Origin of the sequence: Streptomyces sp. NPDC058985 (assembly GCF_042740985.1) — a bacterium.
In the GTDB taxonomy this organism is placed as follows: Bacteria; Actinomycetota; Actinomycetes; order Streptomycetales; family Streptomycetaceae; genus Streptomyces.
The window spans coordinates 1-25732 of record NZ_JBHYJX010000028.1; the positions used below are offsets into that span (position 1 = coordinate 1).

The window sequence follows — 25732 nt, forward strand, 5'->3', positions numbered from 1 at the left end:
GGCCAAGGCCACGCACCCCGCCCGTCGCCGTTCGATCTACCCGTCGGTAGCATCCTGGTCATGGCAGACACGCAGCAGGTGGACACGCAGCAGGGGGACCCGAAGGCCGACCGGCGCGCCGAGCGCCGCGTGGCGCGCCTCGCCCGGTCGATCGACTCCTTCTCCAAGGCGCACGGCGGCGCCGAGGCCCAGGTCGCCTACCTCGGTGAGCGCGGCGCCCGGATCGTCCTGGTGGGCGAGGACGGCGCCTGGGGAGACCTGGTCGCGCGCTCCCACGAGACGGCCCGGCAGGCCGTGGAGAAGTCCGGACTCACCGTCCACGAGGACTTCGACGGCGAGTTCGCCGCGAAGGTGACGACGGGCCGCTACGAGTGGTCGCGCATGGCCGGCATCCAGGTCGGCGGCCCGAGCAACACCTGAGACCGGGTTCCCCCGTTAGGACCGTAGGAAGCCGCACGGCGCACGAGCCGTGACGGCCCGCGGTCCCGTCACGGGGGAGTCCGGATGATCGAAACGCCGTCCCTGGTGGACCAGTACTGCCACGGCGTCCTGAGAACGGAGCTGGGCCTCGGCACCTTCGAGGCCCAGCTGGCCCGCACCGAGGGTCCGCCCGCGCCGGGCACCACCCTCTTCGACACCCAGACCGGCTTCGCGGTACGCCGCTGGTGCCCGCCCCTGCTCGGCCTGGAACCGCACTGCCCGCCCGCCCGCTACCTGGCCCGGCGCCGGGAGCTGGGCGTCATGGAGGCCGACCGCAGGCTGCTGCGCGGCAGCGGCATCACGACGTACCTGGTGGACGCGGGGCTGCCCGGCGACCTGACCGGGCCGGGGGAGATGGCGTCCGCGGCCGACGCCGCCACCCACGAGATCGTGCGCCTCGAACTGCTGGCCGAACAGGTCGCCGACACCTCCGGCACCGTCGAGTCCTTCCTCGCCAACCTCGCCGAGGCGGTGCACGGGGCCGCCGCGGGCGCGGTCGCCTTCACCTCGGTCGCGGGCGTACGGCACGGACTCGCGCTCGCCCCCGAACCGCCCGGCCCCGGCGAGGTGCGCGGGGCCGCCGGGCGCTGGCTGAGCGGGCGCGAGGTGGGCGGGGAACTGAGCGACCCCGTGCTGCTGCGGCACCTGCTGTGGATCGCCGTCGCCTCCGGACTGCCGCTCCAGCTGCACGCGGGCCTCGGTGAGCCGGGCCTGCGCATCGACCGCACCGACCCGGTCCTGCTCACGGACTTCGTCCGGGCCACCGCGGGCCTCGGCACCGACCTGGTCCTCCTGCACGGCTACCCGTACCACCGCCACGCCGCCCACCTGGCGGGCGTCTTCCCGCACGTCTACGCCGACTCCGGCGCCGCGCTGGTGCGCACCGGCGCCCGCGCCGCGACGGTCCTCGCGGAGATCCTGGAGCTGGCCCCCTTCGGCAAGATCCTGTTCTCCAGCGGCGCCCAGGGCCTGCCCGAGCTGCACGTGGTGGCCGCCCGCCTGTTCCGCGAGGCCCTCGGCCGGGTGCTGGGCACCTGGGTGGCCGAGGGGGCGTGGTGCCTGGGGGACGCGCAGCGGGTGGCCGCCATGATCGCGTCGGGGAACGCGGGCCGCGTCTACGGACTGGAGGCGGCCCCGCCGAGCCCCGTCAGGCCCGGGTGAGCGTCGCCTCCGCCGCGGGACCCGGCACCCCGGCCCCCTGCCCGTCGGCGCGCTCGCGCACCGCCAGCAGCACCCGCAGCACCGCGATCCACACCAGGCACGAGCCGAGCATGTGCAGCCCGACCAGGACCTCGGGCAGGTCGGTGAAGTACTGGACGTAGCCGATGACGCCCTGGGCGAGCAGCACCAGGAAGAGGTCACGGGTACGGACCAGCGGCCCCTTGGGCGCGTCGACCGCCTTCAGCACGAACCACAGGGCGAACGTCAGCGTCACCACGATCCACGCCAGCACGGCGTGCGCCTTGCTCACCGTCTCCCAGTCGAGCGGCATCCGCGCGACCTCGCTGGAGTCGCCCGCGTGCGGCCCCGCGCCGGTGACGACCGTGCCGACCGCGATCAGCAGCACGGAGACGACGGTCAGCACCCACACCATCTGCTGCACGGGCTTGCCGACCAGGGGCCGCGGTGCCGCGTCGCCCTCCCGGGTGCGCTGCCACATCACGGTCGCGACCGCGATCAGCGCGCTGGACAGCAGGAAGTGCGCGGCGACCGTGTACGGGTTGAGACCGACCAGGACCACGATGCCGCCGAGGATCGCGTTGCCCATCACGATCCAGAACTGCGCCCAGCCCAGCCGGGTCAGCGAGCGCCGGAACGGTTTCCGCGACCGCGCGGCGACGATCGCCCAGCCGACCGCCGCGCACAGCACGTAGGTCAGCATGCGGTTGCCGAACTCGATGACGCCGTGGACGCCCATCTCGCTGGTGTTGGTCAGCGAGTCCTCGGTGCACTTCGGCCAGGTCGGGCAGCCGAGGCCCGAGCCGGTCAGGCGCACCGCGCCGCCGGTGACCACGATGACCACCGACATGGTCAGGGCGATGAGGGCAGCCCGCCGGACGGTCCGGGGATCCGGGGTCCAGCGCGCGGCGATGAAGGCGAGCGGGTTGCGCACGGCGGCTGCGGCGTCGGCGCGGGTCACGTTTGGCACGCCGTCCATCGTAGGGGGCCGCTTGTGCACGCTTTCACGAGGGTCGCTCCGGGGCGTGCGGCCCTACTCCCAGCGGAAGAACTTCCCGGCGGCCGCGAGCCCCGCGACCGCCCACACGGCGAGGATCGCCAGGTTCCCCCACGGCATCCCGGCACCGTGCTGGAGCACGTCGCGCAGCCCGTCCGACAGGGCGGAGATGGGCAGCAGCCCCAGCACGTCCTGCGCGGCGTCCGGGAACCTGTCCAGCGGCACGATCACCCCGCCGCCCACGAGCAGCAGCAGGAAGACCAGGTTGGCGGCGGCCAGCGTGGCCTCCGCCTTCAGGGTGCCCGCCATGAGCAGCCCGAGCCCGGAGAAGGCGGCCGTGCCGGCGACCAGGAGCAGCAGCACGGAGGCCGGGTTGCCGTGCGGCGACCAGCCCAGCGCGAAGGCGATCACCGTCAGCAGCACGATCTGGAGCACCTCGGTGACCAGCACCGACACCGTCTTCGCGGCCATCAGCGCCCAGCGGGGCAGCGGCGACGCGGCCAGCCGCTTCAGCACCCCGTACCGGCGCTCGAAGCCGGTGGCGATGGCCTGTCCGGTGAACGCCGTGGACATGACGGCGAGGGCGAGCACGCCGGGGGCGAGGAAGTCGACGGCCTCCTCGGTGCCGGTGTCGACGATGTCCACGGTGCTGAACAGGACGAGCAGCAGCGTCGGGATGATCACCGTCAGCAGCAGCTGCTCGCCGTTGCGCAGCAGCATCCTCGTCTCCAGCGCCGCCTGCGCCGCGATCATGCGTCCGAGGGGGGCGGCGCCGGGCTTGGGCGCGTAGGTGCCCGTGGTCGTCGTCATGAGCGCAGTTCCTTGCCGGTCAGCTCCAAGAACACGTCCTCCAGGGTGTGCCGCTCCACCGAGATGCGGTCCGGCATCACCCCGTGCTGGGCGCACCAGGAGGTCACCGTCGCGAGCAGCTGCGGGTCGACCTTGCCGACGACGCGGTAGGAGCCCGGCGTCAGCTCCGCCGCCGCCGAGTCCGGGGGCAGCGCCTTGAGGAGGGAGGCCACGTCCAGTCCCGGCCGGCCGGTGAACCGCAGGGTGTTCTCGGCGCCGCCGCGGCACAGGTCCTCGGGCGATCCCTGGGCGATGACCCGGCCCGCGTCGATGATGGCGACGTCGTCGGCCAACTGCTCGGCCTCGTCCATGTGGTGGGTGGTGAGGATGACGGAGACGCCGTCGCCGCGCAGGTCCCGCACGAGGTCCCAGGTGGCGCGGCGGGCCTGGGGGTCCAGACCGGCCGTCGGCTCGTCCAGGAACACCAGCTCCGGACGTCCGACCACCGCCATCGCCAGGGCGAGCCGCTGCTGCTGCCCGCCGGAGAGCCTGCGGTACGTCGTCCGGCCGCACGACCCCAGGCCGAGCCGCTCGATCAGTGCGTCGACGTCCAGCGGATGGGCGTGCAGTTTCGCGACGTGGCGCAGCATCTCGTCGGCCCGGGCGCCGGAGTAGACGCCGCCGGACTGGAGCATCACCCCGATCCGGGGCCGCAGCTCGGCGCCCTGTCCGACCGGGTCGAGGCCCAGGACGCGCACCGTTCCGGAGTCCGGCCTGCGGTATCCCTCACAGGTCTCGACGGTCGTCGACTTGCCCGCTCCGTTGGGGCCGAGTACGGCGGTGACGCCCGCATCGGCCACCAGGTCCAGGCCGTCCACCGCGGTCTTCGTGCCGTACCGCTTCACCAGGGCCTGCACCTGGACCACGGGCTCGCTTCGCATGGGTCACGAGTCTAGGGAGACGGCGCGGCGCCCGGGCGCGGGGGTACGGGATCTCCCCCGCACGGGGCGGGGGCGGTGCGCTTCCAGGGCGGTGGGGTGCGCCGCCCGGCGGCGCGCCGGGCCGTCAGTCGCGGGGGCGGTGCACGGGCAGCCACCGTTCGGCGTAGGCGACCGCGTCCGGCAGCGGGAACAGGCGTGCGGGGGCCGCGCCGACGGTGGCGCGGGTGACCGGCCGGTCGCGTTCGAAGTCGTGGCCGAGTTCGTCGAAGCGGTCCGAAGTGATCGACACCTCGGTCACCCGTTCCCAGCCCACAGGACCCGGGCGCCCCACCTCCACCGTAGGGGAGGGGATCCGGTATTCGGCCAGGTGGACGGCGGTGCACGCCTCGTAACCCGCGCCGAGCAGCAGGACCCGGGCGCCGAGCCGTTCCAGCGTGGCCAGCGGGCTGCGCTCGCCCAGCCGGCAGTCGGTCGCGTGGCCCTCGACCACCTCGGCGGCGCGCGCCCCGAGGGCCGCGAACGAGGTCTGCGGATGGGCACTGCGCAAGGCGCCGGGCCAGGTGCGGACGGTCTCGGGGATCACCCCGACGCCGCGCGAGGGTGTGATCAGCGGGTCGTAGGCGGGCGTCGCCCTGCGCACGGTGTCCCACCACTCCTCGGGCACCGGAGGGCTGGTCCACAGGGCCGGGTCCGACAGGTCGCCCGTCTGCGTCGGGACCACCAGCGTGCCGACCGGGCCGAGGGCGTCGAGCAGTCCCTGGACCACGGCGACCGGCCCTCCGCAGACCCAGCCGAGTGAGCTGAGGGAGGTGTGCGCGAGGAGGGTGTCACCGGTCCGCACACCCAGCTCGCGCAGCCCCGCTGCGATGGTGCCGCGGGTGACGAGTGGGCCGGTCGGAGGGGGTGTGGGCATGCCGGGGAGTGTCCCGCAGGCCCGCCCGGGGCGCCACCGAATTGATCGATCAAAGATCGTTTCCGCAGGTCAGATTAGGTATACCTAAGTGACGCAGGGCACCGTCGGAAGATCCGGACGCGGCTTGCCCGCCTCCGAGGAATTACGCAACAATGGCGTTGTGAAAAACGTTGGCGAGGCTCCGCAGGAGGAACTCGCGACCGGTGAGCGGTCCACCCGCAACCGTGTCGCGCGCTCCATCCTGGACCACGGGCCGTCGACGGTCGCCGAACTCGCCGGGCGCCTGGGCCTCACCCAGGCGGCGGTCCGGCGCCACCTCGATGCGCTGGTCGCCGACGACGTGGTCGAGGCGCGCGAACAGCGGGTCTACGGCACGCGCACGCGCGGGCGCCCCGCCAAGGTCTTCGCGCTCACCGACTGCGGCCGCGACGCCTTCGACCAGTCGTACGACAAGCTGGCCGTGGACGCCCTGCGCTGGATCGGCGAGCGAGAGGGCGGGGAGCAGGCTGTCGCCGCCTTCGCCCGGGCCCGGATGGCCGCCCAGGGCGGCGCCTACCGCAAGGCGGTCGAGTCCGCCCCGCCCGAGCAGCGCACCGAAGCGCTGGCCAAGGCCCTGAGCGCGGACGGGTACGCTGCTACCGCGCGGAGCGCACCCCCTCCGCAGCAGGGCGAGCAGCTGTGCCAGCACCACTGCCCGGTCGCCCACGTCGCGGAGCAGTTTCCGCAGCTGTGCGAGGCGGAGACGGAATTTTTCGCCGAGCTGCTCGGTACACATGTACAGCGGCTCGCGACCATCGCGCACGGCGACGGGGTCTGCACCACGTTCATTCCGAAGACCTCGCACGCGCCGCCCGCGGCGCACACGTCCAAGAACACCGCTAACGCATCTGCAAGCACGGCCGGGAGGAACCCCGCATGACTCTCCCCACGGAGACTGCCCACCCCGAGCTCGAGGGCCTGGGCAAGTACGAATACGGCTGGGCCGACTCCGACACGGCCGGCGCCTCTGCCAAGCGCGGCATCAACGAGGACGTCGTCCGCGACATCTCCGCGAAGAAGAACGAGCCGGAGTGGATGACCAAGCTCCGCCTCAAGGGCCTGCGCCTCTTCGAGAAGAAGCCCATGCCGAACTGGGGCTCGGACCTGTCGGGCATCGACTTCGACAACATCAAGTACTTCGTGCGCTCCACGGAGAAGCAGGCGGAGTCCTGGGAGGACCTGCCCGAGGACATCAAGAACACCTACGACAAGCTCGGCATCCCCGAGGCGGAGAAGCAGCGCCTCGTCGCCGGTGTCGCCGCGCAGTACGAGTCGGAGGTCGTCTACCACCAGATCCGCGAGGACCTGGAGGAGCAGGGCGTCATCTTCCTGGACACCGACACGGCCCTGAAGGAGCACCCGGAGCTCTTCAAGGAGTACTTCGGGACCGTCATCCCCGTCGGCGACAACAAGTTCGCCTCGCTGAACAGCGCGGTGTGGTCCGGCGGCTCCTTCATCTACGTGCCGAAGGGCGTGCACGTCGAGATCCCGCTCCAGGCCTACTTCCGTATCAACACGGAGAACATGGGCCAGTTCGAGCGGACCCTGATCATCGTCGACGAGGGTGCCTACGTGCACTACGTCGAGGGCTGCACCGCGCCGATCTACAAGTCGGACTCGCTGCACTCCGCGGTGGTCGAGATCATCGTCAAGAAGAACGCCCGCTGCCGCTACACGACCATCCAGAACTGGTCGAACAACGTCTACAACCTGGTCACCAAGCGCGCCGTGGCGTACGAGGGCGCGACCATGGAGTGGATCGACGGCAACATCGGCTCCAAGGTGACGATGAAGTACCCGGCCGTCTACCTGATGGGCGAGCACGCCAAGGGCGAGACCCTGTCCATCGCCTTCGCGGGCGAGGGCCAGCACCAGGACGCCGGCTCCAAGATGGTCCACATGGCGCCGAACACGTCGTCCAACATCGTCTCGAAGTCCGTGGCGCGCGGCGGCGGCCGTACGTCCTACCGCGGTCTCGTCGAGATCGGCGAGGGCGCCCACGGCTCCAAGTCGAACGTGCTGTGCGACGCGCTGCTCGTCGACACCGTCTCCCGCTCCGACACGTACCCCTACGTGGACGTCCGCGAGGACGACGTGTCCATGGGCCACGAGGCGACCGTCTCCAAGGTCTCCGAGGACCAGCTCTTCTACCTGATGAGCCGCGGTCTGAGCGAGTTCGAGGCGATGGCGATGATCGTGCGCGGCTTCGTCGAGCCGATCGCGAAGGAGCTGCCCATGGAGTACGCCCTCGAACTCAACCGGCTGATCGAGCTGCAGATGGAAGGCGCGGTCGGCTGAGGCCCGTCCTTCGCAGCACTCCCCGATTTCTTGACGCAGGAAGAGAGCAGACCGACAGCCATGGCTGAGGCTCAGAACATCCCCGTGGGGTCCACCACCGCGGGCCAGATCGCGGTGGCCGCCGAGTCGACCGTCGCCACGCGCATGAGCGCGCCCGCGTCCTTCGACGTGGCGGACTTCCAGGTCCCCCACGGCCGCGAGGAGGAGTGGCGGTTCACGCCGCTGGAGCGGCTGCGCGGGCTGCACGACGGCACCGCGGTCGCCACCGGCGACGGCGTGAAGGTCGACGTCGACGCGCCCGAGGGCGTCGTCGTCGAGACCGTCGGTCGCGACGACGCGCGCATCGGCCGGGCCGGCACCCCGGTGGACCGGGTCGCCGCCCAGGCGTACTCGGCGTTCGAGAAGGCGGGTGTGATCACCGTCCCGAAGGAGACGGTCCTCACCGAGCCGATCCGCATCGCCGTGCACGGCGAGGGCGGCACCGCCTACGCCCACCAGGTCGTCGAGCTGGGCGCCTTCGCCGAGGCCGTGGTCGTCATCGACCACACCGGTGACGCGGTGCTCGCAGCCAACGTCGACTACGTCCTGGGCGACGGCGCCAAGCTGACCGTCGTCTCCGTCCAGGACTGGGACGACAAGGCCGTGCACGTCGGCCAGCACAACGCGCTGATCGGCCGCGACGCCGGCTTCAAGTCCTTCGTCGTCACCTTCGGCGGCGACCTGGTCCGGCTGCACCCGCGCGTCGCGTACGCGGGACCCGGCGGCGAGGCCGAGCTGTTCGGCCTGTACTTCACCGACGCCGGCCAGCACCAGGAGCACCGCCTCCTGGTCGACCACAACGTCCCGCACTGCAAGTCCAACGTCGTCTACAAGGGCGCGCTCCAGGGCGACGACGCGCACGCGGTCTGGATCGGCGACGTGCTGATCGAGGCCGCGGCCGAGGGCACCGACACCTACGAGATGAACCGCAACCTCGTCCTCACGGACGGCGCGCGGGTCGACTCGGTGCCCAACCTGGAGATCGAGACCGGCGAGATCGTCGGCGCCGGCCACGCCTCCGCCACCGGCCGCTTCGACGACGAGCAGCTCTTCTACCTGATGGCGCGCGGCATCCCCGAGATCGACGCCCGCCGCCTGGTGGTCCGCGGCTTCTTCGCCGAACTGGTCCAGCAGATCGGTGTCCCGGACATCGAGGAGCGCCTGATCGCCAAGATCGAGGAAGAGCTGGAGGCGTCGGTCGCATGACCTTCGTACGCGTCTGTGGAGCGGACGAGCTGGAGGAGGACACCCCCAAGAGGGTGGAACTCGACGGCACGCCGATCTCCGTCGTGCAGACCGAGGGCGAGCTGTTCGCGATCCACGACATCTGCTCGCACGCGAACGTCTCCCTCGCCGAGGGCGAGGTCGACGACTGCCACATCGAGTGCTGGCTGCACGGCTCGCGCTTCGACCTCCGTTCCGGCAAGCCCGACAGTCTTCCGGCGACGCGCCCCGTCCCCGTTTACCCCGTAAAGATCGAAGGGGACGACGTGCTCGTCTCCCTCACCCAGGAGTCCTGAGGCACCCATGGCAACGCTTGAAATCCGAGACCTGCACGTCACCGTCGAGGCCGACAACGCCACGAAGGAGATCCTCAAGGGCGTCGACCTCACCGTGAAGCAGGGCGAGACGCACGCCATCATGGGCCCGAACGGCTCCGGCAAGTCGACCCTCGCCTACTCCCTCGCCGGTCACCCCAAGTACACGATCACCAGCGGCACCGTTCTGCTCGACGGCGAGGACGTCCTGGAGATGTCCGTCGACGAGCGCGCCCGCGCCGGCCTCTTCCTCGCCATGCAGTACCCGGTCGAGGTCCCCGGCGTCTCGGTCTCCAACTTCCTGCGCACCTCCGCCACCGCCGTCCGCGGCGAGGCCCCCAAGCTGCGCACCTGGGTGAAGGAGGTCAAGGAGGCCATGCAGAACCTCAACATGGACCCCGCCTTCGCCGAGCGCAACGTCAACGAGGGCTTCTCCGGCGGTGAGAAGAAGCGCCACGAGATCCTCCAGCTGGAGCTGCTCAAGCCGAAGGTCGCGATCCTCGACGAGACCGACTCCGGCCTCGACGTCGACGCCCTGCGGGTCGTCTCCGAGGGCGTCAACCGCGTCCGCGAGACCGGTGAGGTCGGCACCCTGCTGATCACGCACTACACGCGCATCCTGCGCTACATCAAGCCCGACCACGTCCACGTCTTCGCGAACGGCCGCATCGCCGAGTCGGGCGGCCCCGAGCTGGCCGACAAGCTGGAGGCCGAGGGCTACGAGGCATACACGAAGGGTGGCGCATCCGAGTGACACAGCTGCCGGGCCTCCTCGACACTGAGGCGATCCGCAAGGACTTCCCCATCCTGGACCGCCAGGTCCACGACGGGCGCAAGCTCGTGTACCTGGACAACGCGGCGACCAGCCAGAAGCCGCGACAGGTGCTGGACGCGCTCAGCGAGTACTACGAGCGCTACAACGCCAACGTCCACCGCGGCGTGCACGTCCTCGCCGAGGAGGCCACGGCGCTGTACGAGGGCGCGCGCGACAAGGTCGCGGAGTTCGTCAACGCGCCCTCCCGGGACGAGGTGATCTTCACCAAGAACGCCTCGGAGTCCCTGAACCTCGTCGCCAACATGCTGGGCTGGGCCGACGACCCGTACCGCGTGGACCACGAGACCGAGATCGTCATCACGGAGATGGAGCACCACTCCAACATCGTGCCGTGGCAGCTGCTCGCGCAGCGCACCGGTGCGAAGCTCCGCTGGTTCGGCCTGACCGACGACGGCCGCCTCGACCTGTCCAACATCGACGAGGTCATCAACGAGAAGACGAAGATCGTCTCCTTCGTGCTGGTCTCCAACATCCTGGGCACCCAGAACCCGGTCGAGGCGATCGTGCGCCGCGCCCAGGAGGTCGGCGCGCTGGTCTGCGTCGACGCCTCCCAGGCCGCGCCGCACATGCCGCTGGACGTACAGGCCCTCCAGGCCGACTTCGTGGCCTTCACCGGCCACAAGATGTGCGGCCCGACCGGCATCGGCGTCCTGTGGGGCCGCCAGGAGCTGCTGGAGGACCTCCCGCCGTTCCTCGGCGGCGGCGAGATGATCGAGACCGTCTCGATGCACTCCTCCACGTACGCCCCGGCCCCGCACAAGTTCGAGGCGGGCACGCCACCGGTCGCTCAGGCGGTCGGCCTGGGCGCGGCGATCGACTACCTGCGGTCGATCGGCATGGACAAGATCCTCGCGCACGAGCACGCGCTGACCGAGTACGCGGTCAAGCGGTTGCTCGAGGTCCCCGACCTGCGCATCATCGGCCCCACCACGGCCGAGGAGCGCGGCGCGGCGATCAGCTTCACGCTCGGCGACATCCATCCGCACGACGTGGGCCAGGTCCTCGACGAGCAGGGCATCGCGGTCCGGGTCGGCCACCACTGCGCCCGGCCCGTCTGCCTGCGCTACGGAATTCCTGCGACCACGCGAGCGTCGTTCTATCTGTACTCCACGCCGGCCGAGATCGACGCACTGGTCGACGGTCTGGAGCACGTACGGAACTTCTTCGGCTGACGGGACGAGCGAAGAGCATGAAGCTGGACTCCATGTACCAGGAAGTCATCCTGGACCACTACAAGCACCCGCACGGGCGGGGCTTGCGGGATGGCGACGCCGAGGTCCACCACGTCAACCCGACATGCGGCGACGAGATCACCCTCCGTGTGAAGTACGACGGCACGACGATCAGTGATGTCAGCTACGAGGGTCAGGGCTGCTCGATCAGCCAGGCGAGCGCCTCCGTGCTGAACGACCTGCTGGTCGGCAAGGACCTCGCCCAGGCGCAGCGGATCCAGGAGACCTTCCTGGAGCTGATGCAGTCCAAGGGCAGGATCGAGCCCGACGACGAGATGGAGGAGATCCTGGAGGACGCGGTCGCGTTCGCCGGGGTCTCGAAGTACCCGGCCCGGGTCAAGTGCGCCCTGCTGAGCTGGATGGCCTGGAAGGACGCGACGGCCCAGGCGCTGGACGGCGCCGACGCCGAGAAGGAGACGACGGCATGACTGAGACCGTGGAAATGAAGCCTGCCTCCGAGGAGGAGGTCCGCGAGGCCCTGCTGGACGTGGTGGACCCCGAGCTGGGCATCGACGTCGTCAACCTGGGCCTGATCTACGGCGTCCACATCGACGACGCGAACATCGCGACCATCGACATGACCCTGACGTCGGCGGCCTGCCCGCTGACGGACGTGATCGAGGACCAGGCCAAGTCCGCCACGGACGGCCTCGTCAACGAGCTGCGCATCAACTGGGTCTGGATGCCGCCGTGGGGCCCGGACAAGATCACGGACGACGGCCGCGAGCAGCTGCGGGCGCTCGGCTTCAACGTCTGAGCCGCACCGCTCCTCCAGAACGGCGACGCCCCTCGGGCGTCGCCGTTCGCGTGTCGTCGACCCTCCGTTATGTACGCTCGTACACATGGGATATCTGCTCCTGGCCGGAGCCATCGCCGCCGAGGTCGCCGGAACCACCGCCATGAAGTACAGCGAGGGCTTCAGCAGGCTGTTCCCCTCGCTGCTGACGGCGCTCGCCTACGTGATCTCCTTCACCCTGCTCGCCCAGACGCTGAAGACCCTCAACGTCGGCACCGCGTACGCCATCTGGGCCGGCGTCGGCACGGCGGCCATCGCCGCGATCGGTGTCGTGTTCCTGGGGGAGGGGATGACCGTGGCCAAGGCCGTCGGCATCGCCCTGATCATCATCGGGGTCGTCGTCCTCAATCTGGGCGGCGCGCACTGATGTCCCGCCGCCACGACCCCGAGCGACGCCAGCGCCTCATCGACGCGGCGATCCGGGTGGTCGGACGCAAGGGCATCGCCGGCCTCAGCCACCGCACGGCCGCCGCCGAGGCGGACGTACCGCTGGGCTCGACGACGTACCACTTCGCGACCCTGGACGAGCTGCTGGTCGCCGCCCTGCGCCAGACCAACGAGGGCTTCGCCAAGGTCGTGGCCGCGCACCCGGGCTTGTCCGACCCCGACACCGACCTGGCGGGCGAACTGGCCCGCGTGCTCGGCGAGTGGCTGGCCGGTGACCGCACGGGCGTGGAGCTGGAGTACGAGCTGTACCTGGCCGCGCTGCGCCGCCCCGCCCTGCGGCCGGTGGCGGCCGAGTGGGCCGAGGGCGTCGCCGACCTGCTCTCCCACCGTACGGACCCGCTCACGGCGCGGGACCTGGTCGCGCTGATGGACGGCGTCTGCCTCCAGGTGCTGCTGACGGACACGCCGTACGACGAGGAGTACACGCGAGAGCTACTGGCCCGGATGATCCCACCGACCCCACCGGGCCGGTGACCGCGGGGCGAGACGGCCGCGGGGTCGGCTCGCATCGGTGGGCGGCGGCCGGTTAGGTTGCCCTCATGACCGACACGACTGCTCCCCGCACCACCGGCGCCGTGGCCGCCGGGCTCGCCACCATCGCCGCCGACGGCACCGTCCTCGACACCTGGTTCCCGGCCCCCGAACTGTCCGCCGAGCCGGGCCCGTCCGGCACCCAGCGCCTCACTGCCGAACAGGCCGCCGACCTGCTCGGCGGCGGCGCGACCGCCGCGGTCGGTCCGGACGCCCGCCGCGGCGTCGAGGTGGTCGCGGTCCGTACGGTCATCTCCTCGCTGGACGAGAAGCCGGTCGACACGCACGACGTCTACCTGCGCCTGCACCTGCTCTCCCACCGCCTGGTCAAGCCGCACGGCCAGAGCCTGGACGGCATCTTCGCCCACCTCGCCAACGTCGCCTGGACCTCGCTGGGCCCGGTCGCCGTCGACGACGTCGAGAAGGTCCGCCTCAACGCCCGCGCCGAGGGCCTGCACCTCCAGGTGACCTCGATCGACAAGTTCCCGCGCATGACGGACTACGTCGCCCCCAAGGGCGTGCGCATCGCCGACGCCGACCGCGTCCGCCTCGGCGCGCACCTCTCCGAGGGCACGACCGTGATGCACGAGGGCTTCGTCAACTTCAACGCGGGCACCCTGGGCACCTCGATGGTCGAGGGCCGCATCTCGGCCGGCGTCGTCGTCGGCGACGGCTCCGACATCGGCGGCGGCGCCTCCACCATGGGCACCCTCTCCGGCGGCGGCAACGTCCGCATCGTCATCGGCGAGCGCTGCCTGGTCGGCGCCGAGGCGGGCGTGGGCATCGCGCTCGGCGACGAGTGCGTGGTCGAGGCCGGCCTCTACGTCACCGCCGGCACCCGCGTGACGATGCCCGACGGCCAGGTCGTCAAGGCCCGCGAACTCTCCGGCGCCTCCAACATCCTCTTCCGCCGCAACTCGGTCACGGGCACGGTCGAGGCCCGCCCGAACAACGCGGTGTGGGGCGGCCTGAACGAGATCCTGCACAGCCACAACTGACCCGGCCCGGTCACCGGGCAGCGCCCCCGCGGATGGTCTCCGGGCCGTTCGGGAGGGCGCTCTCGTGGTTCTGGGGGAAGCGTCGGCCGGGGCCGGGGTCCTCTGGGAGGATGTGACGTCCGGTCACATGGGGGAGGGGTGCGTGAAGGAGGAGACGGGTTCCGGGGCGGATTGGACCGCCGCCTACTCGGCGGTGCGGAACACGTACGAGCGGTACTGCGAGAAGCTCCAGGATCTGCTCGCGCTGGTGCTGGAGACGTACGGCATCGAGTACGTGCAGATGGAGGGCAGGGCCAAGGACGTCGCGAGCTTCACGGAGAAGATCCAGCGGAAGGGCGGGAAGTACGGCGATCCGCTGGCCGAGGTGACGGATCTGGCGGGGATCCGCATCATCGCGTACTACGTCGAGGACGTCGAAAGGATCGCGGGCATCATCCGGCAGGAGTTCTCCGTGCTGGAGGAGCACAGCGGTGACAAGCAGGCGGAGCTGGCGGACAACGAGTTCGGGTACGCGTCGTTCCATCTGGTGCTGGAGCTGGCGGAGAAGCGGAGTTCGCTGCTCGAGTGGCGGGAGTTCGCCGGCCTCAAGGCCGAGATCCAGGTGCGGACGGCGCTCCAGCACGCGTGGGCCGCGGTCAACCACAAGCTGGACTACAAGAAGTCCCAGGACAGCCCCAGGGAGCTGCGGCGGCGCCTGTTCCGGCTCAGTGCCCTCTTCGAGCTGGCGGACGAGGAGTTCTCGAAGATCAGGCTCGAGGGGGAGCGTATCTCCGCCGACTACGTCCGAGAGGTGCGCAGCGGCACCTACGACCTGGAGGTCAACGTCGACTCCGTGACGGCGTGGATCCGTGAGGATCCCCTGGTGGCGCGGGTGCGGCAGGTCGCCCACCGGATCGGCTGGCCGCTGCTCGGCGACTCCGACCCCGTACCGCCCGTGGACCGCAGGGACCTGGTGCACTTCCTGAACACGCAGGACATGACCCGCATCGGTGACCTGCGGGACGCCCTGGACCAGGGCGAGAACCTGATCGAGCCCGTCCTGAGACGGTTCATCGACGACGAGGAGGAACCGCTCCCCACCTCCATGGAGGACCTGATGACCCAGTTCCTCCTCGTGTACAAGAAGGTCCCCGTAGAGGTCTGGAACGCCTATTACGTGCCCACGGACGCGTTCTCGGCGGCGCGCGACCTGGTGCCGTAGGGACGGCCGTCTCAGATCACGACGCTCACCGCTTCAGAGCCCGGTACCGTTTCAGCAGCGCGGTGACGCGGGCTTGGTCGGCGGCGCCGTTGAGTTCGGTCAGGAGGTCGTCGGGGCACAGCTCGTAGAGGTCGCCCCACCAGCGGCGGCCTCGGTTGTCCCAGACTCGGTATCCCCCGGGGACGCCCCGGGCCACGTAGCGCCTTCTGCTCATCGCGACGAGCGTGGGGAGCGGGGGCGCGGATCGCCAGCGCGTTTGGGGCGCTCGCGCACGTACGGATGATCTCCCGTGACCTTTCGGTGGTCTTGGCGGATGAACGGGTGGACGCAGAGTCCGATCAGACGCCGATCCGACGAGACGAGGGCCTGGTATGACGAACGAGCGGGCGAGGGGCATGGCGCGTTGGCTGGCCGGGGCTGGGGCCGCCGTGCTGGTGTGCTGGGTTCCGGCGGGGGCCGCGCACGCCGACGAGACGACGACCGGTTCGCACAACGGCCCCCGGGTCGGGCTCCTCAACGTCCACGTCGGGCAGATCGACGACCCCGCCGAGGACGTACTGGAGCACACCCTGCTGTTCGGCGACGGCTACGCCTGGAACTGAGCCGCCCCGGACGTCAGTCCCCGGTATGCCGCCAGCAGTGCGGCGGTCGTCTCCCGGTCCGCGGCCCGCAGCGGTGCGCGGACCGGGCCGGACGGCAGGCCCAGCGCGCCGAGCAGCGCCTTCGCGGTGACCGCGCCGGGCAGGCCCGCCGCCATCATCGGCTCGATCAGGGCGAGCGCCCGCCGCTGGAGGAGTGCGGCCGCCTTGGTGTCCCCCGCGTCGAAGGCGTCGAGGAGGGCGCGGAACAGCCCCGGGACGACGTTCGCGACCGTGCTGACGTACCCGGTGGCGCCGATCGCGTACAGGGCGAGGATCTGTTCGTCGCAGCCCGCGTAGTACGCCAGGGGCGCGCGGGACAGGACCTTCTGGGCGCCCAGCAGGTCGTAGGAGCAGTCCTTGACGGCGACGATGCGCGGGTGGCCGGCGAGGCGGACGAGGGTGTCGGGCTCGATGCGGGTGCCGGTGCGGCCGGGGATGTCGTACAGGGCGAGGGGGAGTCCGCAGGCGTCCGCGACCTCCCTGAAGTGCGCCTCCAGGGCGTCCTGCGGAGGTCGGCTGTAGTACGGCGCGACCACCAGCAGTCCGTCCGCGCCGGCCTTCTCCGCGGCCAGGGCCAGCTCGACGGTGTGCCGCGTGTCCGCCGTGCCCACCCCGGCGACCAGCGCCGCACGGCTGCCGACCGCCTCCCGCACCGCCGTCACCAGCGCCGACTTCTCGGCGTCCGTGGTGGTCGGCGACTCGCCCGTGGTGCCGGACAGCACCAGGCCGTCGCAGCCCGCCGCCACCAGCCGGTCGGCGAGCCGCTGGGCGCCGTCGAGGTCCAGTGCCCCGGATTCGCTGAAGGGCGTGATCATCGCGCACAGGGCACGGCCGAAGGGGGGAGGAGCGGGTCGGGCGGCGTCTGTCGTCATGGGAGTAGTGTCGGCAGCCCGACACTGTAGCTCCACTTAATTTTTCTACGAGGTATGTGTAAGGAATGGTGTAGGGATGGGGTGCGGACCGGCCGGGGACCAGGGCAGGGGTAGTGCCCGGCGGCGCGGGGTACCCGGGGTGCTTCCAACCGAGAGGAGGAGGTACACCGTGACCGGAACCATGCACACCAGGCCGGTGCACGACGAGCACCACTCCGTGGGCGAACTCGTCGGTCAGGCCACTGAGCAGCTCTCCCGGCTCGTGCGCCAGGAAGTGTCCCTCGCCAAGCTGGAGCTGGCGGAGAAGGGCAAGCGCGCGGGGCGCGGCGGCGGCATGCTCGGTGCCGCGGGCGCCGTCGCCTACGTCGGCCTGTTCGCCCTCGCCGGCACGGCCACCGCCGCGCTCTCGCTGGTGTTGCCCGTGTGGGCCGCGGCGCTCATCGTCACGGCGGCGCTCTTCGTGATCGCCGGCATCCTCGCCGCGACCGGTCGCGCCCAGCTCCGTCGAGCCGTACCCCCCAAGCCGGAGGAGGCCCTCGGCAGTGTCAGGGCCGACGTGGACCAGATCAGGGAAAGGGCGCATCGATGACCGACGCGACGAGCGGGGACCGCCCGAGGACCGGTTCCACCGCGCAGCCCACCACCGGGGCCAAGGGCCCCGACGAACTGCGCAGGCAGATCGAACAGACCCGCAGCCAGCTCGGCGACACCGTGGAGGAACTGGCGGGGAAGGCGGACGTGAAGGGCCGCGCCAAGGCCCGGGCCGCCGACCTGCGGGACAAGGCCGGCGCCATGACCGTGCAACTGCGCAGTTCCGCCGCGCACGCGGGCCACACCGCGCAGGACAAGGCGGGCCGGGCCGGTCACTCCGCCGAGGAGCACGTGCCGGACCGGGCGCGCGGCGCCGTGCGGACGGGGCTGGGGCATCCGCGGGTGCTGCTGGCCGTCGGCGCGGCCGCGTGCGCCCTGGCCACGGCGGGTGTGCTGCGCCACCGCCACCAGGGGCACCGCTGAACCACGGCACACGCGGACGCGACGCACGCGAGCGACGAGGGACACCGCCCACGGGTGCCCCTCGTCGCTCGCGTCGTACCGGCCGTCGTGGCGGCACCGGGTCGCACTTGACCTCAATCAAGGTCGAGGTCACAGGGTGGTGCGTGCACCCGACGACCACCGACCCGTGGAGGCCGGCATGACCCGCCGTACCGACGCACACCCCGTACTCGACCGCCCCGACGTCCGGGCGCCCCTCTTCAGCACGTGGCGGGTGGGCACTCCCGAACGGCAGCGCCTCACCGTCGACGCCATCGCCCGCACCTGGGAGCGCCGGCCCTGGCCCGCCGACGGCCTGCGGGGCTACCACGTCTACACGGGTCATGACGGCAGCACACTGCTCCACCACTCGCAGTGGGCGAGCGAGCACGCCTACGAGGCCTTCACGAAGACCCACCGCCAAGAGCGCGTCGACGAGATCGACACCGCCGTGCCGGGCATCGAGCGGGTCGGCCTCGACCGGTACCGGCGTTACCGCAGCGGAACCCGTGAGAACGGGACCGCGCCCGCCCCGGGGTGCGTCGTGATCGTCGACATCGAGTTCGAGAGCCCCGACCCCGACCGGCAGCGCGCCTGGGTCGACGCCGTCTTCGAGGCACTGGAGAGCGATCCGGAGCAGCACCCCGGCGGCATCTCCGCCCACTTCCACCTCAGCACCGACGGCACCCGCGTCCTCAACTACGCGGAGTGGGAGAGCGCCCAGGCCCACATCGACGCCCTCGCCGCACCCGGCGAGGGGATCGGCTCGGCGACGGCCGCGTGGCGGCGGGTCCAGGAGTGGCCGGGCCTGAAGAGCAGTACGGTCGCCCGCTACGACCACGCCCTCGGCCTCGTACCCCGCTGAACCCGCCCCACCACGGCTCAGGTCACGGACGGAACCGCAGCACCTGCGGGTCGTGGTCGCTGACCTGGTCGTGGAACTCGGCGTTCACGTGCACGCTGTCGTACGACAGCCGCCCGGCCCACCGGATCGACGGGCTGACCAGGATCTGGTCGAGGACCTGGCTGTTGCCCTGGTAGACGTACGAGTAACGCTCGCTCCTCGGCAGCGACTTGACCGCCGACCACAGGGCGCCGCCGTCCTCCAGGATGCGCGCGGTCCTCGAGAACTCGAAGTCGTTGACGTCGCCCAGCGCGACCACGTCGGCGTTCCGCTGCGCGGAGAGGATGTCCTTGACGAAGGTGTTCACGGCCTTCGCCTGGAGGTGGCGCTGGGTCTCCGAGGAGCGCGACGGCGGCTGGTACTGCGCCGTCAGGCCCTGGTCGCCGCCCTTGGAGTTGAAGTGGTTGGCGATGACGAAGACGGTGCGGCCGCGGAAGACGAACTCGCCCGCCAGCGGCTTGCGGCTGTTCTCCCAGGCCGGGTTCGCCGGGTCGACACGCCCCGGGGAGTGCGTCAGCTCCGCCTCGCCGCGCACCCTGCGCACGCCCGTCGCGGTGATCGCGTCGCCGCCCGCGCGGTCCGTGAACGAGACCCGCTCGGGGTTGAACAGGAAGGCCTGGCGGATGTTGCCGCCGGGCTCGCCGCCGTCCGCCTTGTCGACGGGGTCGATGCCCCGCCACTCGTAGCGCGGGCCGCCGGCCGCGGCGATCGCGTCGATCAGCCTGCCGACCGTCGCGTCGGCGGCCACCGTGCCGTCGTCCGTGGCGCCGTTGTTGTCCTGGATCTCCTCCAGGGACACGATGTCGGGCGACTTCAGGTGGTGCACGATCGCGTCGGCGTGCGCGGCGAAGGTGTCGTCCGACGGGTCGAGGTTCTCGACGTTGTACGTCGCCACCGCCAGTTCCCGGCCGCTCTGCCGACGGGTCGACTCACGCTCGGTGCCCCCGCTCTCCAGGGCGCCGATCTCGCTCGCCACCAGCGTGTAGCCGCCGTACTGGTTGTAGTCGAGCGGCCCCGCGGTGGTGCCGGCGAGGGTGTCGCCCACGTTGGCGTCGGGGAAGTCGGCCGGCTTGCCGAGCGACTGGATCTGCAGCCGGCCGGTGTTCTGGGCGTCGTAGGAGCCGTAGACGGCGCCGCCGCGGCGGTTCCGGTTCTCCCACGGCTTCACCGTGACCCACAGCTCGGTGTACGGGTCGGAGGCGCCGACCACCCGGGCGTCGGCGACCCGGACGGTCATGCCCTCCAGCGACTCGTAGCGGTCCAGGGCGTACCGGTCGGGGCGCAGCCGCATGCCGTTGACGGACCCGTTCGCCGCTGGGTCGCCCTCGGGGGCGTACGCGCGCGGCACGGAGCGGGCCGAGACGGTCGTCGCCGCGGGGAGCGCGTTGCCGCCGGAGACGACGGTGACCGTCGGGCGGGTGATCTCCGTCAGCGACTGGTTGCCCGAGGACGTGCCGCCCGGGACGTACTCCGAGACCGTGCCCGAGACGGTGACCGCGTCACCCACGGCGACCGCCGGGGCCGCGTTCGTGAAGACGAAGACGCCCTCGCTGGTGGCCGGGTCGGCGTCGGGCCGCGGATCCTGGATCCAGAACCCCTTGGAGGAGCCGTAGCCGCGGACGCCGGTGACGATTCCGGCCACGTCCGTGACCTGCTTGCCCGCGTACGGCGACAGACGGGTGCTGCCCTGGATGTCGTGGACCCGCACCGGGCCTTCGGATGCGGAGCCGGCCCGCGCGGGCGAGGTGAGGACGACGGTGGACGCCGCCGAGCACACTGCGGCGACGGTGAGCGCGGCGAGGCGCGTGGAGGACTTGCTGGCCAACGGGATCCCTCCGGGGACGTGACGTGGCGCCGGGACGAGGGTGGACGGCGGGGGACCACAGGGCGCACGGACCCGCGTCAACACGTGTCCCCCCGCTCTTCCCCCGCTTTCTACGCGCGTCAATCTCGTGCCTGCCCACGCGCGTTGTCAAGGTTTCGGCCATGTACGCCGTCCGACGGGGAGATGAACCGGGCGGCATGGGTGGAAACCCGTCTAGGCTGGGCCGTCGAGCCGTACGGCATCCGGATTCGGCCGTACGGCGGTCAAGGCGCGCGAGGAGAAACAGCCGATGTCAGACAGCTCCACCCTGCCGCCCGCACGGCTGCGCACCGAAGCGGAGCTGGCCCGCGAGGCACTGTCCACGCCGGTCCTCGCCCGGGCCGCGCGGCTGGCCCGCTGGGCCGGGGCGGACACCCGCGTCGACGCCGGGGGCGGACTCGTCGAGGAACAGCTGCCGGCCGCCGCCGAGCACCTCGGACTGACCGGCGACGACGCCGCGGCGTACGCGAGCGAGGCATGGCGGATCGCCGTCGACACCGGGCTCGTCGAGATCACCGACGAGGAGGCGGGCACCGTCGCCGCGGGCGAGGACCTCGCCCTGCTGACCGGCGGCTCGCCGCAGGACGTGCTCGGGCTGTGGGTCACCGCCCTGGAGGCCGTCCTCGCCGACGCGAGCGTCCCCGACCTCGACGACCTGGTCGACGCCATGGCCGAGGGCGGCGAGGTCGACCTGTCCTCCCTCGACTGGGACCCGGAGGCCGAGGCCGAGTTCCTCGACGGCGTGCTCGGCAACCTCTACCTGCTCACCGTCGGCGAGGACGGCCCCGGCGAGGCCCCGGTGCCGCTGCCCGCGCTGGCCGCCTCCGTGATCGTGCCCAGCGACATGGGCGAGCCCAGCAACGAGGTCCTGGAGCAGGTGTCGGACGCGATGATGCGCCTGGACGACCAGTTCCGGCTGCTGGAACCGGTCGGGCTCGTCGAGTACCAGCCGGTCGACGAGGCCCTGATGGCCGACGCCGACGAGGAACCCGCGGCACCCGTCGACGAGACCGACGTCGCCCGCTACGGCATGGTGCGGCTCACCCCGCTCGGACTGTACGGACTGCGCGCCCGGCTGCTGGACGCCGGCTTCGACGCACCCGCCGTCGGGGACCTGGCCGACAAGGGCGCCGACGCGCTCCTCGACGGCACCGCGCCCTTCCCGCCGGCCGCCGCACACGCCGAGACCGAGCTGTGGCTGGCCGGGCGGAGCCCGCTCGACGCCGCCCGCGAACTGCTCGCGGCGGCCCGCGGTTCCGACCCCGGCGCACCCCTGCGCCGGCTCCGCTGCCAGCAGGCCCTCTCGCTGGTCGGCACCGAGGCCGAACCCGCGCTGCGCGAGGTCCTCGACGACGCCGAACTGGGCGGCCTCGCCCGGGTGTGGCTCACCGAGCACGGCGCCCGGGACGTGCCGGCCCCGCCGCAGGAGATGGTCTTCTGGCTGACCGTCGACACCCTCGCCGCACAGCTCGCGGCCGAGGGCAACTCCGAGGAGCTGCGGGCCCTGGTGGAGGGCCTGGCCCGGCAGCACAGCGGGTTCTTCGACACGGCCTGGCGGGTCGAGCACCCCGCCACACCGGACGTCCTGGAGGCGATGGGGCGGCTGCACCCCGACAAGAAGATCGCCAAGGAGGCCCGCAAGGCGGCGTTCAAGGCGCGGTCGCAGCAGGGCGGCTGAGCGGCACGGCGCGGGCGTGCGGGGGAGAGGTCTCCGCCAGTTCAACTCCCGTTCAGGTACGGGCGGGATCCGTGTTCAGGCACGGGCGGAACCGTGACGCCGGACCGAGGTCCGCCACCCTCCACGGCACGCCCACCGTCACAGGAGACACCATGTCGCTCACCCGCAGGGACTTCGCCAGTCGATCCGCGCTCACCGGCGCCGGAGTCGCGCTGGCGGGCAGCGTCGGCGCCCTCGCCACCGCCCCGAACGCCCTCGCGTCCACGGAGGCCGAGAGCGCGGCGGACGAGCACGGCAGCGGGCACGACCACGACCACCACCACGGCGGCGTCGGCTACGGGCCGCTGATCCCCGACCCCGACGGCATCCTCGCGCTGCCCGCCGGCTTCCGCTACGAGATCATCACCTACTCCGGGCGGACCAGGCTGGAGTCCGGCGAGTACACCCCGTCCAACCACGACGGCACGGCCGCCTTCGACGGCCCGCGCGGCACCACGCTCCTCGTCAACAACCACGAACTCGGCGGCCACCGCGACGACTGGCCGCACCCCGTCCCGCTCACCGAGGGCCTCGTCTACGACCCGGCCGCCGCCGGCGGCTGCACCGTCGTCGAGGTCCGGCGCGGCGGCCACGTCGCCGAATGGGTCGGCATCGCGGGCACCGCCACCAACTGTGCCGGCGGCAGCACCCCGTGGGGCACCTGGCTGACCTGCGAGGAGACCGAGGACAGGGCCGGCGAGGAGGGGATGACCAAGGACCACGGCTACGTCTTCGAGGTCGACCCCGAGGACCGGCGCGCCAACCGGAACCCCCGGCCGATCAAGGCGCTCGGCCGCTACGCCCACGAGGCCGTCGTCATCGACCCCAAGCGCGGCCACGCCTACCTCACCGAGGACGCCTCGGGACCCAACGGCCTGCTCTACCGCTGGACCCCGCCGGAGCACTTCCGGCACGGCCGGGGGCGGCTGCGCGGCCTCGCCGACGACGCCGGGGCCCTCCAGGCCTTCAAGTGCTTCGACTCCGGTGGCAGGTTCGTCGACGACCTCTCCCGGGCGACCAGGACCGGCACGGTCTACGGCGTCGACTGGGTCGACGTCCCCGACCGCGACGCGCGGACCACCGCGGTGCGCAGGCAGTTCGCCGCCGGTGAGGTCACCCGGGCCCGCAAGCTGGAGGGTATGTGGTGGGCGGACGGCGGCACGTACATCGTCTCCTCCTACGCCCGTGACGAGAGCCCGGGCCGCCCGCACGACGGGCAGGTCTGGTTCTACGACCCCAAGCGCCGCACCCTGACGCTGAAGGTCCTCCTCGGCGTCAACGCCGACCCGTCCGCCGACGGCGCCTTCGACGGCCCCGACAACATCACCGTCTCCCCGTACGGCGGCCTGGTCATCGCCGAGGACGGCGAGGGCGTCCAGCACCTCTTCGGCGCCACCGACAGCGGGCGCACCTACCCCATCGCCCGCAACGAACTGAACATCGGCGACGAGGACGACCCGTCGTACAGCGAGTTCACCGGCGTCACCTTCTCCCCCGACGGCCGCACCCTGTACGCCAACATCCAGACGCCCGGCATCATGCTGGCGATCACGGGGCCTTGGAAGCGGCAGCGTCGTTAGAACTAGGGGTCGCACGTACGAGTGGCCCTGTCCGATTCTGAAGACGGCCAGGGGTACTGGACATACCGTTCAGCCATGTCCAACTTCGAGGGTCTTGCGGAGGGAACCCCGGTATGGCTTCCGGATGGCACCGTTGCACCCGTGGAGCGTGTTGTAGCGGAAGAGCTCGCAGTACTCGCGTTTGACAAGGAGTGGGACCTTCGGGCGGCCAAGCCCGGGCGGCCGTATCCACCACGGGACCAGACGGTCGGCAACCTGGCTGCTGCACTTCCGGAGCGCTGGATCAGCGACGGGCCGAAGCCTTGCCTCGCCGTCCGGCTTGCTTCGGGCCGGCTGATCGAAGCGACAGGGAACCATCGATGGGCGGTGCGGAGTCGTGAGGGCTCCCGCCGCCCGACCTGGCAGACGACGTCAGAATTGGTGCCGGGGTGTTCCATCCCTGCGCCGCTGACCGCGTCCTTCTTCGGGACTCTCGGTGACGAGTGGGATGGCTGGTTTGTAGGATCGATGCTCGGAGACGGCAACATGACCGGACGTACTCCGACCTGGACGGGGCATGATGACGGAACCCTCCAGCAACTCCGCGACTATGCCGATAAGCATGGCTGTCAAGTCCGAGTGGAAGACAACGGTACCTGGCTGCGAATTCGTCTCACCGATCCCGAGTGGCATCGCAACGCGTTGCGCGACATTCTTGCCGAGCACCAGGTGTGGGGCTTGAAGGGCGAAGAAAAGCGAGTAGCCGGCCTGCCGTACAGTCAGACGTTCGTCTGCGGTCTTACGGCCGGGTTGTTCGACAGCGACGGTTCGGTAGGACTGCGTCAAGTCGAGTTTGCCAACATCTCGGAGCGTCTCGTCCGTCAACTCGGCGACATGCTGCTGCGACTGGGTATTCAGAGCAGCATCAGTAGCAAGAAAAACAACCACAGCCCGAAGCCACTCTGGCGACTTCGTGTGGCTGACGGCCGCTCCATTGCACGATTCGGTGAAATGGTGAGCTTGCGGGCTGACCACAAGGCTGCGGCATTGACATCGTTGGCGGCGCGAGGACGAGCTTTCCGTCGATCCGCGACCGGTCCCCGCGGCTATGCCAGCACCATCATGTGGGATCGCGTCGTCTCCGTTTCGGCGGCTGGTGTGAGAGGGGTCTACGGCATCAAGATCAACCCATCTCATCTGTACATTGCAAACGGTGTTGTGACTGGCGCTTTCGTGTGAACTCCTCTCGAAGGGACCCGAGCCACGCGGTAGGGTGCGGCGACGAACGTCTGTGTGCAGGGAGTACCGGGATGGCGCAGGTCCGGCCTATGCGTGCGGACGCCCGGCGTAATCGGGAGCGATTGCTCGAAGCCGCGGGCGTGGCCTTTGGGGAGTACGGTGAGGGTGCCTCGCTGGATGACATCGCCCGGCGGGCGGGGGTGGGGGTCGGGACGCTGTACCGGCACTTCCCGACGCGGCAGGCGTTGCTGGAGGCTGCCTATCTCGACCGGATCGAGGCGATCGCGGCGCGGGCGGACCCGATCGCCGCCGAGCGCCCGCCGGGTGAGGCGTTGCAGGCGTGGCTGACCGAGCTGGGCGTCGGGATGATCCAGGTCCGCGGGATGAAGGCGTTGCTCGGCACCGCCGTGGACACGGCGTGCGGTGAGTGTGTGCGGGGCGCTGCGGACCGGCTGGTGCGCGCGGCGCAGGAGGCGGGGACGCTGCGCCGGGACGTCGAGCCGATCGAGGTGCTGCGGCTGGTGCACGGCGTGGTGACGGCGGCCGAGTCCGCGGGTGGGGAGGACGGCCCCACGCCCGTCAGGCGGTATCTGTCGCTGCTCATGGAGGGGCTGACACGGCGGTAGGGGGGCGCCCCGCGGACGGGCGCCC

Annotated in this window: 29 protein-coding genes; 22 read left to right on the forward strand and 7 right to left on the reverse strand. The window is 71.2% G+C overall.

What is annotated here, in order from left to right; translation table 11 throughout:
• Positions 1–60 precede the first annotated feature (60 nt).
• The gene (locus ACFW01_RS23135; RefSeq protein ID WP_161332850.1) at positions 61–420 is read left to right on the forward strand and encodes a hypothetical protein; all 360 of its coding nucleotides are present in this window, start codon (positions 61–63) and stop codon (positions 418–420) included.
• An 84-nt stretch (positions 421–504) separates the two neighbouring features.
• Positions 505–1641, forward strand: a complete 1137-nt coding sequence (locus ACFW01_RS23140; RefSeq protein ID WP_234953444.1) for an amidohydrolase family protein — start codon at positions 505–507, stop codon at positions 1639–1641.
• On the opposite strand, the gene ACFW01_RS23145 is transcribed toward ACFW01_RS23140, so the two are convergent.
• The 4 genes from ACFW01_RS23145 to ACFW01_RS23160 form a co-directional block, all read right to left on the reverse strand.
• Complete coding sequence (locus ACFW01_RS23145) at positions 1628–2638, reverse strand: COX15/CtaA family protein (protein WP_234953442.1); 1011 nt, start codon at positions 2636–2638, stop codon at positions 1628–1630. The two genes, ACFW01_RS23140 and ACFW01_RS23145, sit on opposite strands and share 14 nt — an antisense overlap.
• A gap of 54 nt (positions 2639–2692) precedes the next feature.
• Positions 2693–3466 carry an ABC transporter permease gene (locus ACFW01_RS23150; protein ID WP_384506211.1) on the reverse strand — a complete coding sequence of 258 codons (774 nt, stop codon included), beginning with the start codon at positions 3464–3466 and terminating at the stop codon, positions 2693–2695.
• A complete protein-coding gene (locus tag ACFW01_RS23155; RefSeq protein ID WP_234953439.1) occupies positions 3463–4386 on the reverse strand; it encodes an ABC transporter ATP-binding protein in 924 nt (307 codons plus the stop codon). The genes ACFW01_RS23150 and ACFW01_RS23155 overlap by 4 nt, the downstream gene beginning before the upstream one ends.
• A 124-nt stretch (positions 4387–4510) precedes the next feature.
• Positions 4511–5299 carry an aminoglycoside N(3)-acetyltransferase gene (locus tag ACFW01_RS23160; protein WP_384506214.1) on the reverse strand — a complete coding sequence of 263 codons (789 nt, stop codon included), beginning with the start codon at positions 5297–5299 and terminating at the stop codon, positions 4511–4513.
• A gap of 160 nt (positions 5300–5459) precedes the next feature.
• Here ACFW01_RS23160 and ACFW01_RS23165 point away from each other — a divergent pair, with 160 nt between their 5' ends.
• From ACFW01_RS23165 to ACFW01_RS23220, 12 genes are all read left to right on the forward strand, one after another.
• Positions 5460–6218: a metalloregulator ArsR/SmtB family transcription factor gene (locus ACFW01_RS23165; protein ID WP_234953435.1), complete on the forward strand. Its 759-nt coding sequence runs from the start codon at positions 5460–5462 to the stop codon at positions 6216–6218.
• Positions 6215–7636, forward strand: coding sequence for a Fe-S cluster assembly protein SufB (sufB, locus tag ACFW01_RS23170; RefSeq protein WP_030184595.1), 1422 nt, complete (start codon positions 6215–6217; stop codon positions 7634–7636). The genes ACFW01_RS23165 and sufB overlap by 4 nt, the downstream gene beginning before the upstream one ends.
• A gap of 60 nt (positions 7637–7696) precedes the next feature.
• Positions 7697–8881, forward strand: a complete 1185-nt coding sequence (gene sufD / locus ACFW01_RS23175; protein WP_234953433.1) for a Fe-S cluster assembly protein SufD — start codon at positions 7697–7699, stop codon at positions 8879–8881.
• A complete protein-coding gene (locus ACFW01_RS23180; RefSeq protein WP_114531888.1) occupies positions 8878–9195 on the forward strand; it encodes a non-heme iron oxygenase ferredoxin subunit in 318 nt (105 codons plus the stop codon). Before sufD ends, ACFW01_RS23180 begins: the two co-directional genes overlap by 4 nt.
• A gap of 7 nt (positions 9196–9202) precedes the next feature.
• Positions 9203–9967, forward strand: a complete 765-nt coding sequence (gene sufC / locus ACFW01_RS23185; protein ID WP_114531887.1) for a Fe-S cluster assembly ATPase SufC — start codon at positions 9203–9205, stop codon at positions 9965–9967.
• Entirely contained in the window at positions 9964–11220 is a 1257-nt protein-coding gene (locus ACFW01_RS23190) for a cysteine desulfurase (protein ID WP_234953431.1), read from the forward strand. Before sufC ends, ACFW01_RS23190 begins: the two co-directional genes overlap by 4 nt.
• 17 nt (positions 11221–11237) lie before the next feature.
• Complete coding sequence (sufU, locus tag ACFW01_RS23195) at positions 11238–11708, forward strand: Fe-S cluster assembly sulfur transfer protein SufU (RefSeq protein WP_161329142.1); 471 nt, start codon at positions 11238–11240, stop codon at positions 11706–11708.
• Positions 11705–12037, forward strand: coding sequence for a metal-sulfur cluster assembly factor (locus ACFW01_RS23200; protein ID WP_125493824.1), 333 nt, complete (start codon positions 11705–11707; stop codon positions 12035–12037). The genes sufU and ACFW01_RS23200 overlap by 4 nt, the downstream gene beginning before the upstream one ends.
• Before the next feature lie 85 nt (positions 12038–12122).
• On the forward strand, positions 12123–12443 hold the full coding sequence (locus ACFW01_RS23205; protein WP_234953429.1) for a multidrug efflux SMR transporter: 321 nt from the start codon (positions 12123–12125) through the stop codon (positions 12441–12443).
• Positions 12443–12997, forward strand: a complete 555-nt coding sequence (locus ACFW01_RS23210; protein ID WP_384506221.1) for a TetR/AcrR family transcriptional regulator — start codon at positions 12443–12445, stop codon at positions 12995–12997. The genes ACFW01_RS23205 and ACFW01_RS23210 overlap by 1 nt, the downstream gene beginning before the upstream one ends.
• 65 nt (positions 12998–13062) lie before the next feature.
• Positions 13063–14052 carry a 2,3,4,5-tetrahydropyridine-2,6-dicarboxylate N-succinyltransferase gene (dapD, locus tag ACFW01_RS23215; RefSeq protein ID WP_234953425.1) on the forward strand — a complete coding sequence of 330 codons (990 nt, stop codon included), beginning with the start codon at positions 13063–13065 and terminating at the stop codon, positions 14050–14052.
• 142 nt (positions 14053–14194) lie between these two features.
• Positions 14195–15253, forward strand: a complete 1059-nt coding sequence (locus ACFW01_RS23220) for a GTP pyrophosphokinase family protein (RefSeq protein WP_384506224.1) — start codon at positions 14195–14197, stop codon at positions 15251–15253.
• Between the two features lie 25 nt (positions 15254–15278).
• Here the strand turns inward: ACFW01_RS23220 and ACFW01_RS23225 are convergent, their stop codons facing one another.
• Positions 15279–15467, reverse strand: coding sequence for a hypothetical protein (locus tag ACFW01_RS23225; RefSeq protein ID WP_234953421.1), 189 nt, complete (start codon positions 15465–15467; stop codon positions 15279–15281).
• A gap of 157 nt (positions 15468–15624) precedes the next feature.
• On the opposite strand from ACFW01_RS23225, the gene ACFW01_RS23230 reads away from it, so the two are divergent.
• Positions 15625–15855 (forward strand): hypothetical protein, encoded by a 231-nt coding sequence (locus tag ACFW01_RS23230; RefSeq protein WP_234953419.1) that lies wholly within the window; start codon positions 15625–15627, stop codon positions 15853–15855.
• Here the strand turns inward: ACFW01_RS23230 and dapA are convergent.
• A complete protein-coding gene (dapA, locus tag ACFW01_RS23235; RefSeq protein WP_234953417.1) occupies positions 15840–16766 on the reverse strand; it encodes a 4-hydroxy-tetrahydrodipicolinate synthase in 927 nt (308 codons plus the stop codon). The two genes, ACFW01_RS23230 and dapA, sit on opposite strands and share 16 nt — an antisense overlap.
• A 169-nt stretch (positions 16767–16935) precedes the next feature.
• On the opposite strand from dapA, the gene ACFW01_RS23240 reads away from it, so the two are divergent.
• From ACFW01_RS23240 to ACFW01_RS23250, 3 genes are all read left to right on the forward strand, one after another.
• Positions 16936–17355 carry a phage holin family protein gene (locus ACFW01_RS23240; protein WP_234953415.1) on the forward strand — a complete coding sequence of 140 codons (420 nt, stop codon included), beginning with the start codon at positions 16936–16938 and terminating at the stop codon, positions 17353–17355.
• Complete coding sequence (locus ACFW01_RS23245) at positions 17352–17780, forward strand: DUF3618 domain-containing protein (protein WP_234953413.1); 429 nt, start codon at positions 17352–17354, stop codon at positions 17778–17780. The genes ACFW01_RS23240 and ACFW01_RS23245 overlap by 4 nt, the downstream gene beginning before the upstream one ends.
• Before the next feature lie 178 nt (positions 17781–17958).
• Positions 17959–18663, forward strand: a complete 705-nt coding sequence (locus ACFW01_RS23250) for an antibiotic biosynthesis monooxygenase (protein WP_384506229.1) — start codon at positions 17959–17961, stop codon at positions 18661–18663.
• A gap of 22 nt (positions 18664–18685) precedes the next feature.
• On the opposite strand, the gene ACFW01_RS23255 is transcribed toward ACFW01_RS23250, so the two are convergent.
• Positions 18686–20527 (reverse strand): endonuclease/exonuclease/phosphatase family protein, encoded by a 1842-nt coding sequence (locus tag ACFW01_RS23255; protein ID WP_384506232.1) that lies wholly within the window; start codon positions 20525–20527, stop codon positions 18686–18688.
• A gap of 289 nt (positions 20528–20816) precedes the next feature.
• Between ACFW01_RS23255 and ACFW01_RS23260 the strand changes: the two genes are divergently transcribed.
• The 4 genes from ACFW01_RS23260 (at position 20817) to ACFW01_RS23275 (ending at position 25707) form a co-directional block, all read left to right on the forward strand.
• Positions 20817–22244, forward strand: coding sequence for a hypothetical protein (locus ACFW01_RS23260; protein WP_234953407.1), 1428 nt, complete (start codon positions 20817–20819; stop codon positions 22242–22244).
• A gap of 152 nt (positions 22245–22396) precedes the next feature.
• Positions 22397–23863 carry a PhoX family protein gene (locus ACFW01_RS23265; RefSeq protein WP_384506235.1) on the forward strand — a complete coding sequence of 489 codons (1467 nt, stop codon included), beginning with the start codon at positions 22397–22399 and terminating at the stop codon, positions 23861–23863.
• A gap of 75 nt (positions 23864–23938) precedes the next feature.
• Positions 23939–25081 carry an LAGLIDADG family homing endonuclease gene (locus tag ACFW01_RS23270; RefSeq protein WP_384506238.1) on the forward strand — a complete coding sequence of 381 codons (1143 nt, stop codon included), beginning with the start codon at positions 23939–23941 and terminating at the stop codon, positions 25079–25081.
• 71 nt (positions 25082–25152) lie between these two features.
• A complete protein-coding gene (locus ACFW01_RS23275; protein WP_234953401.1) occupies positions 25153–25707 on the forward strand; it encodes a TetR/AcrR family transcriptional regulator in 555 nt (184 codons plus the stop codon).
• Positions 25708–25732: the final 25 nt, after the last annotated feature.